Origin of the sequence: Roseateles sp. (genome assembly GCF_019237615.1) — a bacterium.
GTDB lineage: Bacteria > Pseudomonadota > Gammaproteobacteria > Burkholderiales > Burkholderiaceae_C > Pelomonas.
Window position 1 is genome coordinate 1 of the sequence record NZ_JAFAGT010000101.1, and the last position, 13,834, is coordinate 13,834.

At 69.0% G+C, this 13,834-nt stretch carries 13 protein-coding genes; 2 read left to right on the plus strand and 11 right to left on the minus strand.

Annotated features, from left to right (window positions below; genetic code table 11):
- The 9 genes from JOY88_RS21505 to JOY88_RS21545 form a co-directional block, all read right to left on the minus strand.
- A partial coding sequence (locus JOY88_RS21505) for a Stp1/IreP family PP2C-type Ser/Thr phosphatase (RefSeq protein ID WP_293504694.1) occupies positions 1 to 773 on the minus strand: 773 nt, incomplete at its 3' end.
- Positions 770 to 1,813, minus strand: coding sequence for a serine/threonine-protein kinase (locus tag JOY88_RS21510; protein ID WP_293504695.1), 1,044 nt, complete (start codon positions 1,811 to 1,813; stop codon positions 770 to 772). The genes JOY88_RS21510 and JOY88_RS21505, both read right to left, overlap by 4 nt.
- A 9-nt stretch (positions 1,814 to 1,822) precedes the next feature.
- On the minus strand, positions 1,823 to 2,518 hold the full coding sequence (locus JOY88_RS21515) for a TerC family protein (RefSeq protein WP_293504696.1): 696 nt from the start codon (positions 2,516 to 2,518) through the stop codon (positions 1,823 to 1,825).
- Positions 2,519 to 2,627: 109 nt separating this feature from the next.
- Positions 2,628 to 3,521 carry a succinate--CoA ligase subunit alpha gene (gene sucD, locus JOY88_RS21520; RefSeq protein WP_293504697.1) on the minus strand — a complete coding sequence of 298 codons (894 nt, stop codon included), beginning with the start codon at positions 3,519 to 3,521 and terminating at the stop codon, positions 2,628 to 2,630.
- Positions 3,522 to 3,550: 29 nt separating this feature from the next.
- Entirely contained in the window at positions 3,551 to 4,711 is a 1,161-nt protein-coding gene (gene sucC, locus JOY88_RS21525; RefSeq protein WP_293504698.1) for an ADP-forming succinate--CoA ligase subunit beta, read from the minus strand.
- A 25-nt stretch (positions 4,712 to 4,736) separates the two neighbouring features.
- The gene (locus JOY88_RS21530) at positions 4,737 to 5,312 is read right to left on the minus strand and encodes a DUF2889 domain-containing protein (protein WP_293504699.1); all 576 of its coding nucleotides are present in this window, start codon (positions 5,310 to 5,312) and stop codon (positions 4,737 to 4,739) included.
- 174 nt (positions 5,313 to 5,486) lie between these two features.
- A complete protein-coding gene (locus JOY88_RS21535; RefSeq protein WP_293504700.1) occupies positions 5,487 to 5,990 on the minus strand; it encodes a regulatory protein RecX in 504 nt (167 codons plus the stop codon).
- A 59-nt stretch (positions 5,991 to 6,049) separates the two neighbouring features.
- A complete protein-coding gene (recA, locus tag JOY88_RS21540) occupies positions 6,050 to 7,099 on the minus strand; it encodes a recombinase RecA (RefSeq protein WP_293504701.1) in 1,050 nt (349 codons plus the stop codon).
- 151 nt (positions 7,100 to 7,250) lie between these two features.
- Positions 7,251 to 8,330 carry an acyl-CoA dehydrogenase family protein gene (locus JOY88_RS21545; RefSeq protein ID WP_293504702.1) on the minus strand — a complete coding sequence of 360 codons (1,080 nt, stop codon included), beginning with the start codon at positions 8,328 to 8,330 and terminating at the stop codon, positions 7,251 to 7,253.
- 91 nt (positions 8,331 to 8,421) lie between these two features.
- Between JOY88_RS21545 and JOY88_RS21550 the strand changes: the two genes are divergently transcribed.
- Complete coding sequence (locus tag JOY88_RS21550) at positions 8,422 to 9,093, plus strand: response regulator (protein WP_293504703.1); 672 nt, start codon at positions 8,422 to 8,424, stop codon at positions 9,091 to 9,093.
- An 89-nt stretch (positions 9,094 to 9,182) separates the two neighbouring features.
- Positions 9,183 to 10,703, plus strand: a complete 1,521-nt coding sequence (locus tag JOY88_RS21555; RefSeq protein WP_293504704.1) for a sensor histidine kinase — start codon at positions 9,183 to 9,185, stop codon at positions 10,701 to 10,703.
- Here JOY88_RS21555 and rodA read toward each other — a convergent pair.
- Together rodA and mrdA are read right to left on the minus strand one after the other, a co-directional pair.
- Complete coding sequence (gene rodA / locus JOY88_RS21560; protein WP_293504705.1) at positions 10,681 to 11,835, minus strand: rod shape-determining protein RodA; 1,155 nt, start codon at positions 11,833 to 11,835, stop codon at positions 10,681 to 10,683. The genes JOY88_RS21555 and rodA overlap by 23 nt on opposite strands.
- Entirely contained in the window at positions 11,832 to 13,820 is a 1,989-nt protein-coding gene (gene mrdA, locus JOY88_RS21565; protein WP_293504706.1) for a penicillin-binding protein 2, read from the minus strand. Before mrdA ends, rodA begins: the two co-directional genes overlap by 4 nt.
- Between the last annotated feature and the right edge of the window lie 14 nt (positions 13,821 to 13,834).

Here is a 13,834-nt window from a genome sequence, read left to right on the forward strand (position 1 = left end):
GGCCACCACGAACGACCTTCCGGCTTGACGCGGCCTTCGACGCGTGCCAGCACGATCGCAATATTATCCCGACCGCCCATCTCATTGGCCGCATCGATCAGCGCCTGTGCGGCCTGAGGCAGCCCAGGGTGGTTCTGAAGCAACTGCCGGATCGAGCTTTCTTCGAGCATGTCGGAGAGTCCATCCGAGCAGAACAGGTACACATCGCCCGGCTGCACCTCGTGGAGATGCTGCTCGAGCATGACCGTGTCTTCGACGCCGACGGCGCGCGTGACGAGGTTCTTGTTGCTGGAGTAGGCCGCTTCCTCGGCCGTCAGCAGGCCGGCGTCGAGCTGTTCCTGCAGCAGCGAGTGGTCGCGCGTGAGCTGCACGAGCTGGCCGCCGCGCAGCCGGTAGGCGCGCGAGTCGCCGACGTGGCCCAGCAGCAGGCCCTCTTCGCGAAACACGCCCAGCACCAGCGTCGTGCCCATGCCGGCGTAGCGCGGGTTGGTGTTGGCGGCGTTGAAGATCGCGCGATTGGCGTTGTCGACGCAGATGTCCATGGCGCGCTTCACGTCGCCCGCGCTGGCCGAGACACCGGCATCCTTGAGCCAGCGGCCGAGTTCGGCGCCGATGAAACTCGTGAGCATGTGGCTGGCGACCTCGCCGGCGTTGTAGCCGCCCATGCCGTCGGCCAGGACAGCGAGGCCGACCGATTCGTCCACGGTCACCGCATCCTCGTTGTTGTCGCGTGCGCGACCGACGTCGGTGGCGTGAAAGATCTCCAGGCTCATTGCGTGTTCTTGGGGCGGGCTGGGGGTGTCGGCAGATTTTGCACTGCTTCCCCGGTATCGAGCCTCTGCGTAAGTGCGAAAGGATCCACAGTTAGCGGCGCTTCGAGCGGTCCGGGTGCCTGCGGCGCCACATCGAAGTCGACGTCGAGCTCGGCCGGCAGGCCCTGGTCGAGCACCGCCTGCAGGTCGCCGGCCAGTTGCTCGCCGGAGCTGTAGCGCAGTTCCGGCCGCTTTTCGAGTGCGAGCGCGAGGACCAGCGCCAGGGCCTCGGGCAGCTCCGGGCGGAAGTGGCGCACGTCGGGCGGCGGCTGGACGGCGATCATCTGCATCAGCTTGGCCATCGAGTCGGCCTGGTGCGGCAACTGCCCGGTCAGCAACTGGTAGAGCATCACGCCGAGCGAGTACAGGTCGCTGCGGCCGTCGACCTTGAGGCCGGCCAGTTGCTCCGGCGACATGAAGGACGGCGTGCCCAGCACGAGCCCGGTGCGCGTGCGGCTGCCGTCGGCCACGCGGGCGATGCCGAAGTCCATGATCTTCAGCGCGTCGCCGGCGCGGTCGTACATGACGTTGGCCGGCTTGATGTCGCGGTGCACCACGCCTTGCGAATGCGCATGGCCCAGCGCGCGCGCCAGGCGGATGCCCAGGCGGATGGCGGCCGGCACCGGCAGCAGGTGCCCGCTGCGACTGAAGTGGCTGAGGTCGTGGCCGCGCACGTACTCCATGACGATCCAGGCGTCGTCGCCGTCCTCGCCGGCTTCGAGGATGTGCAGGATGTCCGGGTGGCGCAGGTGGGCGGCGGCGGCGGCCTCGCGCATGAAGCGCTGGCGCACGTCGGCACGGTCTTCTGGCGAGAACTCGCGCGTCAACGCCAGCTGCTTGAGCGCCACGGGCTGATTGGTCTCGAGATCCGTGGCGAGCCAGACTTCGCCCATCGAGCCCTGGCCCAGCAGGCGCTCGCGGCGGTAGCGGGCCAGCCCGGCGGGCGCGGCCTCGGTCTTGCTGCCGAGCAGGCGTCGCCAAAGTGAAGGGGGCTTTGACATGACGCAATCTTAGGGCCGACGCCGCGCTCGCCAACGGCCCACGATCAGCACGAGCGCCGCGCCGATCCCGCCGGCGAGCCCATCCAGCGGGGCAATGGCTTGTGTGTTGGGCGCATGTCGCCCCAGCCAGTCCTGCAGTCCGACGTCGTCGATGACCATATGGCCGGCCACCCAGCCGAGCAGCGCCGCGCCCAGCGTGACGATCAACGGCACGCGCTCCATCATGCGCAGCAGCAACGTGCTGCCGAAGACGATCAACGGGATCGACAGGCCGAGGCCGACGACGAGCAAGGGCGCCTGCATGGCGATGGGCGCGCTGGCGGCCGCGGCGGCGACGGCCAGCACGTTGTCCAGGCTCATGACGAGGTCGGCCAGCAGGATGGTGCGCATGGCGGCCCAGACCGACGCGCTCGCCGGCCGCGTCGCGCCGGCATCGTCGTCGTCGCGCAGCAACTGCACGCCGACCACGAGGAGCAGCGCGCCACCGCACAGCTTGAGCCAGGGCAGCCGCAGCAGGGCCACGGCGAACAGCGTCAGCAGCACGCGCAGCGCAATCGCCGCGAAGCTCCCGCCGATGACGGCGACGCGCTGTCGCCGCGGGTCGAGCTGCCGTGCCGCCAGTGCGATGACGACGGCGTTATCGCCCGACAGCAGCACATTGACCCAGATGATTTCGAGGACGGCGATCCAGAACGTCGAATTCATTTGCGGCCGAGTGTCGCCGCATTCGCCGGCCGCGGTCACTCAGTAAAAAAGCCGCCGGCTGCGCGGGCAGCGGGCGGCTTTTGCCGGGGTGAGCGGGCTTAGGACGTGCTCAGAGCAGTGCCTTCAGCAGGCGGCCCATTTCCGACGGGTTGCGCGTGACCTTGAAGCCGCACTCTTCCATGATGGCGAGCTTGGCATCGGCCGTGTCGGCGCCGCCGGAGATTAGCGCGCCGGCGTGGCCCATGCGCTTGCCCGGAGGGGCGGTGACGCCCGCGATGAAGCCGACGATCGGCTTCTTCATGTTGGCCTTGCACCAGCGCGCGGCTTCCGCCTCGTCCGGGCCTCCGATCTCGCCGATCATGATGACGGCGTCGGTGTCCGGATCGTCGTTGAAGGCCTTCATCACGTCGATGTGCTTGAGGCCGTTGATCGGGTCGCCACCGATGCCGACAGCCGACGACTGGCCGAGGCCGATCTCGGTCAGCTGGGCCACGGCTTCATACGTCAGCGTGCCCGAGCGCGAGACCACGCCGATGCGGCCCTTGCGGTGGATGTGGCCGGGCATGATGCCGATCTTGATCTCTTCAGGCGTGATCAGGCCGGGGCAGTTCGGGCCCAGCAGCAGCGTCTTCTTGCCGCCGGCCAGTTCCTTGGCCTTCATCTTGTTGCGCACTTCGAGCATGTCGCGGACGGGGATGCCTTCGGTGATGCAGATCGCCAGGTCCAGATCGGCCTCGACGGCTTCCCAGATCGCGGCAGCGGCGCCCGCGGGCGGCACGTAGATCACCGAGACGGTGGCGCCGGTCTGCGAGGCGGCTTCCTTGACGGTGCCGTAGATGGGAATGTCGGAAAACTTCTCGCCGGCCTTCTTCGGGTTCACGCCGGCAACGAACGCGTTCTTGCCGTTGGCGTAGGCCTGGCAGCCCAGGGTGTGGAACTGACCGGTCTTGCCCGTGATGCCCTGGGTGATGACCTTGGTGTCCTTGTTGATGTAGATGCTCATGTCGTATTCCTTGGCTTAGCGGGCAGCGATTACTTGACGGCAGCGACGATCTTGGTCGCGGCTTCGGCCATGGTGTCGGCCGAGATGATCGGGAGGCCCGATTCGGCCAGCATCTTCTTGCCCAGGTCTTCGTTCGTGCCCTTCATGCGCACGACCAGGGGCACCGACAGGTTCACGGCCTTGCAGGCGGTGATCACGCCTTCGGCGATGGTGTCGCACTTCATGATGCCGCCGAAGATGTTGACCAGGATGCCCTTCACATGCGGGTTCTTCAGCATGATCTTGAAGGCCTCGGTCACCTTCTCGGCCGTGGCGCCGCCACCGACGTCCAGGAAGTTGGCCGGCTCGCCGCCGAACAGCTTGATGGTGTCCATCGTGGCCATGGCCAGGCCGGCGCCGTTCACGAGGCAGCCGATGTTGCCGTCCAGCGAGATGTAGGCGAGGTCGAACTTGGAGGCCTCGACTTCGGCCGGGTCTTCTTCGTCGAGGTCGCGGTAGGCGACGATCTCGGGGTGGCGGAACAGCGCGTTGGCGTCGAAGTTGAACTTCGCGTCCAGGGCCATCAGGTTGCCCTTGGAATCGCAGTTCAGCGGGTTGATCTCAACCAGCGACGCGTCCGTGTCCATGTAGCACTTGTAGAGCTTGGCGAAGATGTCGACTGCCTGGTCGATGGAAGCGCCGCTCAGGCCGATGGCGGCTGCGATCTTGCGCGACTGCGCTTCGGTCAGGCCGGTCAGCGGGTCGATCATCTCGGTGATGATCTTCTCGGGCGTGCTGTGGGCCACCTCTTCGATGTCCATGCCGCCTTCGCTGGAAGCGATGAAGGCCACCTTCTGCGTGCCGCGGTCGGTGACCAGCGAGACGTAGAGTTCCTTGTTGATGTCGGCGCCGTCCTCGATGTACAGGCGGCGGACCTTCTGGCCTTCGGGGCCGGTCTGGTGCGTCTTGAGCTGCATGCCCAAGATGCCTTCGGCCTTTTCCTTCACGTCGTCGATGGTCTTGGCGACCTTGACGCCGCCGCCCTTGCCGCGGCCGCCGGCGTGGATCTGGGCCTTGACGACCCAGACCGGGCCGCCCAGCTTCTGAGCGGCTTCAACGGCTTCCTGCACGGTGAAAGCGGGGATGCCGCGCGGCACCGGCACGCCGAACTGGCGCAGGATTTCTTTGCCCTGGTATTCGTGGATTTTCATGGCTGGGTCTCTCGGGTCGGGGAAGTCAGGAGGCGGTTACGGCGGCATCTGGAGTGGCCAGGTGCCAGCGGGGGTAGAACTTGGCCACGGTGGCGCCGTCGCGGCGCAACGCATGGCAGCGGTCGAGCTGGAAGGGCGGGTTGCCGGAGGCGTCGCCCTCGCGTGTATCGATGACGGAGCCGGCCAGGGCCTGGATGACGGCCGTCGGCAGCACCTGGCAGAGCTCGGTCAAGTGTGTGCAGCCGCGCGTGGCGGCCAGGCGTTCCTGGACGGCTCGGCGGAAGCCCTTCATCAGGTTCAGGCCGACAAGGCGGGCATAGGCGTCGCCATGCTCGTCGCAGGCGCCCGGATAAGGCATCCACAGCGTCTCGGACGTGGCCGCGGTGATGGTCAGCGCCGCGTCCACGGTCAGGTACAGGCGCATGTCGTGGATGGGGTCGCCGGCCTTGCGCGGCGCGCCGGCCAGCGGCACGTCGTGCGACTTGGTGTCGGTCAGGCTGGCTTCCACATCGAACAGGCCGTCATCGCGCGCGAAAACCTGCACATCGAAGGCGCGGCGGTGCAGTGGGCGGCGCGTGACGGACGGGTTGACGGCGGGCATGAGACGGGATTAGCGGATCAACCCGGCCTGTGCCGGGACGGGGTCAGACCGGCTTTTGCAGCGCTCAGCCGACATGGGCAAAAGGCTTGTAACCGGGTGAACCCTCGTTTTGGGGCAGCCGGCAATGTAGCACGGAGGGTGAAAACTCCCCTTCCGCAGTCGGTCAAGCGTCCCTCAGGGGCGCAGCAAACGGCGCACCAACTCGGGGGAAAACCCCCGGGCCAGCAGGAAGCGGGTCTGGCGCGCCTGTTCGGCCGCGTCGCGTGCCGGTTCCGGGCCGAAGCGCTTGAGCCAGACCTCGCGGGCCCGCTCCAGCTCGGTCGCACGCAGCGCGGCCTGCTGCTCGGCGTCCAGCTTCAGCCCGTGCTGGGCGAGTTCCTGCTGGATGCGCTGGGCGCCGAAGCGGCCGGCGCGGACATGCAGGCGCGACTCGACGAAGCGGGTTTCGTCGAGGTAGCCCTCGGCAGCGAGGGCATCGAGCAGCGCGTCGACGGCGTTCTCGCCGGCTTGGTCGGCGTCCTGGGCCGCCTCCTCGTCCGTGCCGGCATCGGCCGCTGCCGCGGCACGCGAGCGGCGCGCAATGCCCAGCAGCTTGCGCCGGAGTTCGAGCCGGCTGTGCTCGCGCTGGGCCAGCAGGCCGATGGCCCGGGCCTTCAGCGACAGGGGTGCACGCGCCATGGCGAACCTTCAGCCGGGTTGGATGGCCTGGCGGGGCCCGGGCCCCGCAATCGCGGCGCTCACGCCTTGTCGGACGCGCCTTCGGTTTCGCCCAGAGGCGCGACGCCAACCGCAGCGCGGATCTTGTTCTCGATCTCGCGGGCCACATCGACGTTCTCGCGCAGGAACTCGCGGGCGTTGTCCTTGCCCTGGCCGATCTTCTCGCCCTGATAGGCATACCAGGAGCCGGACTTCTCGACGATCTTGTGGACGACGCCCATGTCGACGATCTCGCCCTCGCGGCTGATGCCTTCGCCGTAGAGGATGTCGAACTCGGCGGTCTTGAACGGCGGGCTGACCTTGTTCTTGACGACCTTGACCTTGGTCTCGGAGCCGATGACTTCCTCGCCCTTCTTGATGGAGCCGATGCGGCGGATGTCCAGGCGCACGGAGGCGTAGAACTTCAGCGCATTGCCGCCGGTGGTCGTCTCGGGCGAACCGAACATGACGCCGATCTTCATGCGGATCTGGTTGATGAAGATGACCGTGCAGTTGGTCTTCTTGATCGTCGCGGTCAGCTTGCGCAGCGCCTGGCTCATCCGGCGGGCCTGCAGGCCGGGCAGGCTGTCGCCCATCTCGCCTTCGATTTCGGCCTTGGGCGTCAGCGCGGCGACCGAGTCGATGACGATGAGGTCCACCGAGCCGGAGCGCACCAGCGCGTCGACGATCTCGAGGGCCTGCTCGCCGGTGTCGGGCTGGCTGATCAGCAGGTCGCTCAGGTTGACGCCCAGCTTCTGCGCGTACTGCACGTCCAGCGCATGCTCGGCGTCGATGAAGGCGCAGGTGCCGGCGAGCTTCTGCATCTCGGCGATGACCTGCAGCGTCAGCGTCGTCTTGCCCGACGACTCGGGGCCGTAGATCTCGACGACGCGGCCGCGCGGCAGGCCGCCGACGCCCAAGGCGATGTCCAGGCCCAGCGAGCCGGTGGAGACGACCTGGATGTCTTCCAGCGCCTCGCCCTCGCCGAGCCGCATGATGGAGCCCTTGCCGAACTGCTTTTCGATCTGGGCGAGGGCGGCCTGCAAGGCCTTGGCTTTTTCGGTGTTCAGGGCTTTGACCGGGGCGTCCATGGGGCTCTCCAATTGAATGCTCGAATTATGGAGCAATCTGTATGTTTGTACAGTAGTTCGTCCGATGCCTTGAGGATGGCTTCTTCGGGATGCGGACGGGCCTCATGCTAGGTCGGAGGTGGCTCATGGCGTGAGCCATGCGCGATCGTCCTCAGCCCATCCACAGCGCGTGCTGCGTCGCAGTATGGAAGTCGCGCCAGACGCGGTTCAGCTCGCTGCGCGGATCGGCGGCCAGCAGCCCGCAGGCGGGGTAGGCGGCCGCGAACAGCTCGCGCGTCGTGCGGGCCAGCCGGAACGACTCCGCCTCCAGCGGGCCCGCGGCGCCGGCCTCCAAGGGCTGGCCTGCGTCCAGCCGCCGCCAGGCGTCGTCGAGCGCGGCGTAGAACGCCGTGCGGGCCTGGGTCAGCGCCTGGTGCTGAGCCTGGACGCCGGCGAGAACAGCGCCGCCGGCATCGCCGCGCCGGGTCGTCCGGGCCTGGACCACGGGCTCGGCCAGCGCCATGAAATGCCGCGCCAGCCCGAGCAGGTTGGCCGCCAGCGTTGCCAGCGCGAGGGCGCGGAACGGGAAGCGGTACAGCGGGCCGGGCGCCGTCGCTCGTGCCGGATCGATGTCGAAGGCCTGGGCGTCGGCCGCCCACGCGCTGTCGATTCCGAAGGCATGCGAGGCGCTCGCGCGCAACCCGATGCTGTGCCAGCTGGGCTGCCACTGCACGTCACGGGCCGGCACGACGAAGGCCCGCACCCGCGGCTGCCCCAGGGCATCCAGCAGCGGCCGGCCCTGCTCGCGCAGCCGGGCGTTGAACGTGAAATGGCTGGCCTGCGGCGCGCCGGTGGCATGGCCCCAGTGGCCGCTGATGCGCCAGCCGTCGCCGTCGCGGTCGGCCCAGCCGCCGGCGGCACCGCTGCCGGCCAGGCAGACACGCGGGGCCGCGAGGATGTCGCGCGCCAGCTCCGGCGGCAGGAAGCCGGCGAACCAGCCGGCACCGGCGCACAGCGTCAGGAACCAGCCGCAGCTGCCGTCGGCGGCCGCCACGGCCTCCTCCAGCCGGACGACGGCGGGCAGCGGCCATTCGCCGCCGCCGACCGCGCGCGGTGCCAGCAGGGTCAGCCAGCCTTCGCGATGCAGCAGGTCGAGCTGCCCGGGCTGCAGCCCGCCAAGTTCGTCGGCGCGGGCCGCGGCTTCGGCCAGCGGGGCGAGGGCGGCGGCGCCGGGGAGGGGGAAGTCGGGCATGGCGGAGGGCAGACAGCGGCGGCGCGGCATTGTGGCCGTCCGCGGCAGGAGGCGCCGCGTTCCGGCCTAACATCGGCTCAGGAGACAAAACATGCGCATTCTGATTGCCGAAGACGATCAAGTGCTGGCCGACGGGCTGCTGCGGGCGCTGCGCGCCTCGGGCTACGCGGTGGACCGCGTGGCCACGGGCAGCGAGGCCGACACGGCGTTGGCGACGCACGAGTTCGACCTGGTCATCCTCGACCTGGGACTGCCGCGCCTGCACGGGCTGGAGGTGCTGCGCAAGCTGCGCGCGCGCGGCTCGACGATGCCGGTGCTGATCCTGACGGCGGCCGACAGCGTGGAGCAGCGCGTCAAGGGGCTGGACCTGGGTGCCGACGACTACATGGCCAAGCCGTTCTCGCTGCAGGAGCTGGAGGCGCGCGTGCGCGCGCTGACGCGGCGCGGCCTGGGCACGGCCAGCAGCATCATCAAGCATGGGCCGCTGAGCTTCGACGCGACCGGCCGCGTGGCCTATATCAACGAGCAGATGCTGGAGCTGTCGGCGCGCGAGCTGTCGCTGCTGGAGGTGCTGCTGCAGCGCGCCGGCCGCCTGGTCAGCAAGGACCAGCTCGTCGAGCGCCTGTGCGAATGGGGCGAAGAGGTCTCGAACAACGCCATCGAGGTCTACATCCACCGGCTGCGCAAGAAGATCGAGCAGGGGCCCATCCGAATCGCAACGGTGCGCGGCCTCGGCTACTGCCTCGAGAAGATCGCCTCATGATGAGGCGCTTTGCTGGCCGGGGACGGCCGTCGCCCCTCCGCGAGGGTCGGGCCCGGCCTGGGAGCGGCCCGGCGCCGCGGCCGGCGTAGATGCCCACCCGGGACGGCGCCAGCCCGCAGCAGGGCTCGCTGTTCGGCGAGATCCTCGACTGGATGCTCGCCCCGCTGCTGCTGATCTGGCCGATCAGCGTCGCGCTGACCTGGCTGGTGGCGCAGGGCATCGCCAGCCGCCCCTATGACCGCGAGCTGGGCGAGATGGCGCGCAGCCTGGGGCAGCAGGTGGCGGCCGCGGCGCCGGCAAACACCGGCAAGGGCAAGGATCGCTACGCGCTTGCGCCCGAGGCAGCAGCGCTGCTGCGGGCCGACGCGTCGGACACGGTCTTCTATCAGGTGCTGGGCCTGCGCGGCGAGCTGCTCAGCGGCGATGCGACGCTGCCCGTGCCCGCCGAGGAAGCGTCCATCGTGCCCTGGGAGCTGCAATTCCGCGACGACGAGGTGGGGTCGGATGCGGTGCGCGTGGCCTACCTGTGGGTGGCGCCGGAAGGCCAGGCCGTGGGCGCCAAGACGATGCTGGTGCAGGTCGCCGAGACCATGGGCAAGCGGGCGCGGTTGACGAACGAGATCATCAAGGGCGTCATCCTGCCGCAGTTCGTCATCCTGCCGCTGGCGGTGCTGCTGGTGTGGCTGGCGCTGGCGCGTGGCATCTCGCCGCTCAACGAGCTGCAGCGGCGCATCCGTTCGCGCGAGAGCTCGGACCTGTCGCCCATCGACGAGCAGCGCGTGCCCGACGAGGTGGCGCCGCTGGTGCGCGCGATCAACGACCTGCTGGCGCGGCTGGATTCGTCCATGAGCCGGCAGAAGCACTTCCTCGCCGACGCCGCCCACCAGCTGAAGACGCCGCTGGCGGGCCTGCGCACCCAGGCCGAGCTGATCCAGCGCGAGATCGACGTGGGCCGCGCCTCGCCGGAGGAGCTGAAGCGCTCGCTGGCGCAGATCGCCCGCGCCAGCGAGCGGGCGGCGCACATGGTCAACCAGCTGCTCGCGATGGCGCGCGCAGAGGACGTCGAGCAGGCGCTGCGCCGTGAGCCCGTCAACCTGGCCGAGATCGCCATCGACACGGTGCGCGACTTCGTCCCGCGTGCGCTGGAGCGCCGCATCGACCTCGGCTACGACGGCGTCGTGCCGGACGACAGCCGGCTGTGCGTGCGCGGCCAGCCGGTGCTGCTGGGCGAGCTGATCCGCAACCTGGTCGACAACGCGCTGCTCTACACGCCGGCCGGCGGGCTGGTGACGGTGCGCGTCGTCGAGGACCCCTTCGGCCAGGTCGTCGTGCTGCAGGTCGAGGACAGTGGGCCGGGCATCGCGCCGGGCGAGCGCGAGAAGGTCTTCCAGCCCTTCTACCGCTCGCTGGGCAGCGGCGTCGAGGGCTCGGGCCTGGGTCTGGCCATCGTGAAGGAGATCGTGCAGCAGCACGAGGCCGAGATGGCGCTGGACGACGCCCGCGTGCGCCGGGCGGCGGGTGGTGAGTCGCCCGACGGGCAGGGGCCGGGGGCTCGCTTCACGATCCGCTTCCCGGCCCTGTCCCGGCTTAGGTCTTCACCACCTTCTTGACCCGCGCGATCGACAGCAGCAGGCCCAGCGACAGCCCCAGCGTCACCATCGCCGTGCCGCCGTAGCTGATGAAGGGCAGCGGCACGCCGACGACGGGCAGGATGCCACTGACCATGCCCATGTTGACGAAGACATAGGTGAAGAAGGACAGCGTCACCGCGCCGGCCATCAGGCGCGAGAACAGCGTCGGCGCGTCGGACGCGATCATCAGGCCGCGCAGGATCAGCGCCGTGAAGCCGACCAGCAGCGCGAGCGCGCCCATGAAGCCGAACTCTTCGCCGAAGGCCGCGAAGATGAAGTCGGTGGTGCGCTCGGGGATGAACTCCAGGTGGGTCTGGGTGCCCTGCATGAAGCCCTTGCCGGTCATGCCGCCCGAGCCGATGGCGATCTCGCCCTGGATGATGTGGAAGCCCTTGCCGAGCGGATCCTTGGACGGGTCCAGCAGCGTGCAGACGCGGTGCTTCTGGTACTCCTTCAGCACCGGCCAGGTCACGTCGGGATCGCAGATGCGGTCCTCGCTGAGCACGAGCGTCGTGATGCCTGCGGCGGCCAGCACGACGGCCGGCACGATGAGCTTCCACGGCAGGCCGGCGAAGAAGATCACGTACAGGCCCGCAGCCAGCACCAGCAGGCTGGTGCCCAGGTCAGGCTGCTTGGCGATCAGCAGGAAGGGCAGCAGCAGCAGCGCGAAGGCGGCGATGAAGTCCGGCCAGCGCAGCAACCCCTCGCGCTTCTGGAACCACCAGGCCAGCATCAGAGGCGTCGCGATCTTCAGCAGCTCGGACGGCTGGATCTGCGTGACGCCGACGTTGAGCCAGCGCGTCGCGCCCTTCTTCGTGATGCCGAACAGCGCTGTCGCGAGCAGCAGCGTCACGCCGAACACATAGAGCGGGATGGCCAGCGCCATCAGCCGCTGCGGCGGGATCTGCGCCACGATGAACATCAGGCCCAGGCCCAGCAGCATGTTGCGGCCATGGTCCATGAAGCGGGTGCCATGGTCGTAGCCGGCCGAGTACATGCACAGCAGCCCCCAGCCGCACAGCCACAGCACGGCCAGCAGCAGCGGGATGTCGAAGCCGCTGAGCCAGGGCCTGAGCCGCTGCCACAGCGGCGGGCGTTCGATGATGGTCATCGCGAAGCTCCCGAGGCGGCGGCTGAGGCAGCCTCGCCGGGCGCCACGGGCACGTCGGCCGCCTTGCGCGGCGTGCCTATGGGCGCGAAGGTCTGGCCCAGCTGCGTCTTGGCGATGTCCTCCTCGCTGGGGTAGGTGCCCGTCAGCAGGTAGTCGAACACGCGACGGGCGATGGGCGCCGCCGAGGCGTTGCCCCAGCCGGCGTTCTCGACGATGACGGCCAGCGCGACGGTGGGCTGGTCGCTCGGCGCGAAGCCGACGTACAGCGAGTGGTCGCGCTTGCGCTCGTCGGCCTTGATGTCGCGGTAGCGTTCGCCCGCGCGCAGGCCGACGGCCTGGGCCGTGCCGGTCTTGCCGCCGCTCAGATAGGGCGCGCCGGCAAACACCTGGCGGCCGGTGCCCTCCTGCGTCACGCCGGTCATCGCGTTGCGGATCACGTCCACGTCCTGCGGCCGCAGCGGCAGCGGCGTCAGCGCGTCGCTGGCGATGCGGCGCTGCTGGTGCTTGACCACGTCCTCGATCTCGCGCACCAGGCGCGGCTTGAAGCGCTGGCCGCCCGACGCGATGGTCGAGTAGGCCGTCGCCATCTGCAGCATCGTGAAGCTGTTGTAGCCCTGGCCTATGCCCAGCGAGATGGTCTCGCCGGGGAACCACTTCTGGTTCGCCGGGCTCTTGCGGAAGTAGTTGCGCTTCCACTCCTGCGAGGGCAGCACGCCGGTGACCTCGCCCTGCACGTCGATGTCGGTGCGGCGCCCGAGGCCGAAGGGTTCGAGTTGGTCGTGGATCAGGTCCACGCCCATCTCGTTGGCCAGGCTGTAGAAGTAGACATTGGACGAGGTGACGATGGCCAGACGCATGTCCTTGGGGCCGGCGCGATCCGTCTCGGGGCTGCTGAAGTTGCGGCCGCCGAAGCTGTAGTTCAGCGTGTCCATGATGACCGTGCCGGGCGCGCGCTTGCCGCTGTTCAGTGCTGCCATGGCCATCAGCGGCTTGAAGGTGGAGCCGGGCGGGTAGGTGCCGCGCAGCGCCCGGTTGAGCAGCGGCTTGTCGAGGTCCTCGTTGAGCTCGCGCCAGGAGTCGGCGTCGATGCCGTCGACGAAGAGGTTGGGGTCGAAGGTGGGCTTGGACACGAAGGCCAGCACCTCGCCATTGCGCGGGTCTATGGCCACCAGCGCGCCGCGGCGCTCGCCGAACAGCCGCTCCACCAGCGCCTGCAGCTTGATGTCGATGGACAGGTTCAGCGTGTTGCCGGGCGTGGGCGGGCGGTGATCCAGGCGACGCACCGCGCGGCCGCCCGCGCTGGTCTCGACCTGCTCGAAGCCGGTCGTGCCGTGCAGTTCCTTCTCGTAGGCCTGCTCCAGGCCCAGCTTGCCGATGTACTCGGTGCCGCGGTAGTTGGCGAGGTCCTCCTCCTCCCAGTCGTCCATCGCCTTCTTCTCGGCCTGGTTGATGCGGCCGATGTAGCCGATCAAGTGGGCGCCAACTTCGCCCAGCGGATAGGAGCGGAAAAGCCGGGCCTTGATCTCGACGCCGGGGAAGCGGTAGCGCTGGGCCGTGAAGCGCGCGACCTCCTCGTCCGTCAGCTTGGTGCGTATGGGCAGGGAGTCGGTGTGCCTGGACTCCTCGGCCAGTCGCTTGAAGCGGCGCTTGTCGCGGGCCTGGATGTCGATGACCTGGCCCAGCGCCTCGATGGTGGCGTCCAGGTCGGTGACCTTCTCGGGGTTGATCTCCAGCGTGTAGGCCGAGTAGTTGCTGGCCAGCACGACGCCGTTGCGGTCCTTGATGAGGCCGCGGTTCGGCACGATGGGCACGACGGCGATGCGGTTGGACTCGGCCCGCTCGGCGAAGCTGTCGTACTGCACCACCTGCAGCCAGACCAGGCGCGTGACGAGCAGGCCGAAGCAGAACAGCACGAAGGCGACCGCGGCCAGCACGCGCGAGCGAAAGCGCGACAGCTCCTGGCGGAGGTTCTTGATGACGACCACGGGCTAGATCCGGC

What these genes read in the sequence shown, in the direction of transcription:
- JOY88_RS21530 (WP_293504699.1), bottom strand. Translation starts at nt 5,312, where the DNA reads ATGCCCGCCGTCAACCCGTCCGTCACGCGCCGCCCACTGCACCGCCGC.
- recA (WP_293504701.1), bottom strand. Translation starts at nt 7,099, where the DNA reads ATGGACGCCCCGGTCAAAGCCCTGAACACCGAAAAAGCCAAGGCCTTG.
- JOY88_RS21545 (WP_293504702.1), bottom strand. Translation starts at nt 8,330, where the DNA reads ATGCCCGACTTCCCCCTCCCCGGCGCCGCCGCCCTCGCCCCGCTGGCC.
- rodA (WP_293504705.1), bottom strand. Translation starts at nt 11,835, where the DNA reads ATGACCATCATCGAACGCCCGCCGCTGTGGCAGCGGCTCAGGCCCTGG.
- JOY88_RS21535 (WP_293504700.1), bottom strand. Translation starts at nt 5,990, where the DNA reads ATGGCGCGTGCACCCCTGTCGCTGAAGGCCCGGGCCATCGGCCTGCTG.
- JOY88_RS21515 (WP_293504696.1), bottom strand. Translation starts at nt 2,518, where the DNA reads ATGAATTCGACGTTCTGGATCGCCGTCCTCGAAATCATCTGGGTCAAT.
- JOY88_RS21510 (WP_293504695.1), bottom strand. Translation starts at nt 1,813, where the DNA reads ATGTCAAAGCCCCCTTCACTTTGGCGACGCCTGCTCGGCAGCAAGACC.
- JOY88_RS21555 (WP_293504704.1), top strand. Translation starts at nt 9,183, where the DNA reads ATGCCCACCCGGGACGGCGCCAGCCCGCAGCAGGGCTCGCTGTTCGGC.
- JOY88_RS21550 (WP_293504703.1), top strand. Translation starts at nt 8,422, where the DNA reads ATGCGCATTCTGATTGCCGAAGACGATCAAGTGCTGGCCGACGGGCTG.
- sucD (WP_293504697.1), bottom strand. Translation starts at nt 3,521, where the DNA reads ATGAGCATCTACATCAACAAGGACACCAAGGTCATCACCCAGGGCATC.
- sucC (WP_293504698.1), bottom strand. Translation starts at nt 4,711, where the DNA reads ATGAAAATCCACGAATACCAGGGCAAAGAAATCCTGCGCCAGTTCGGC.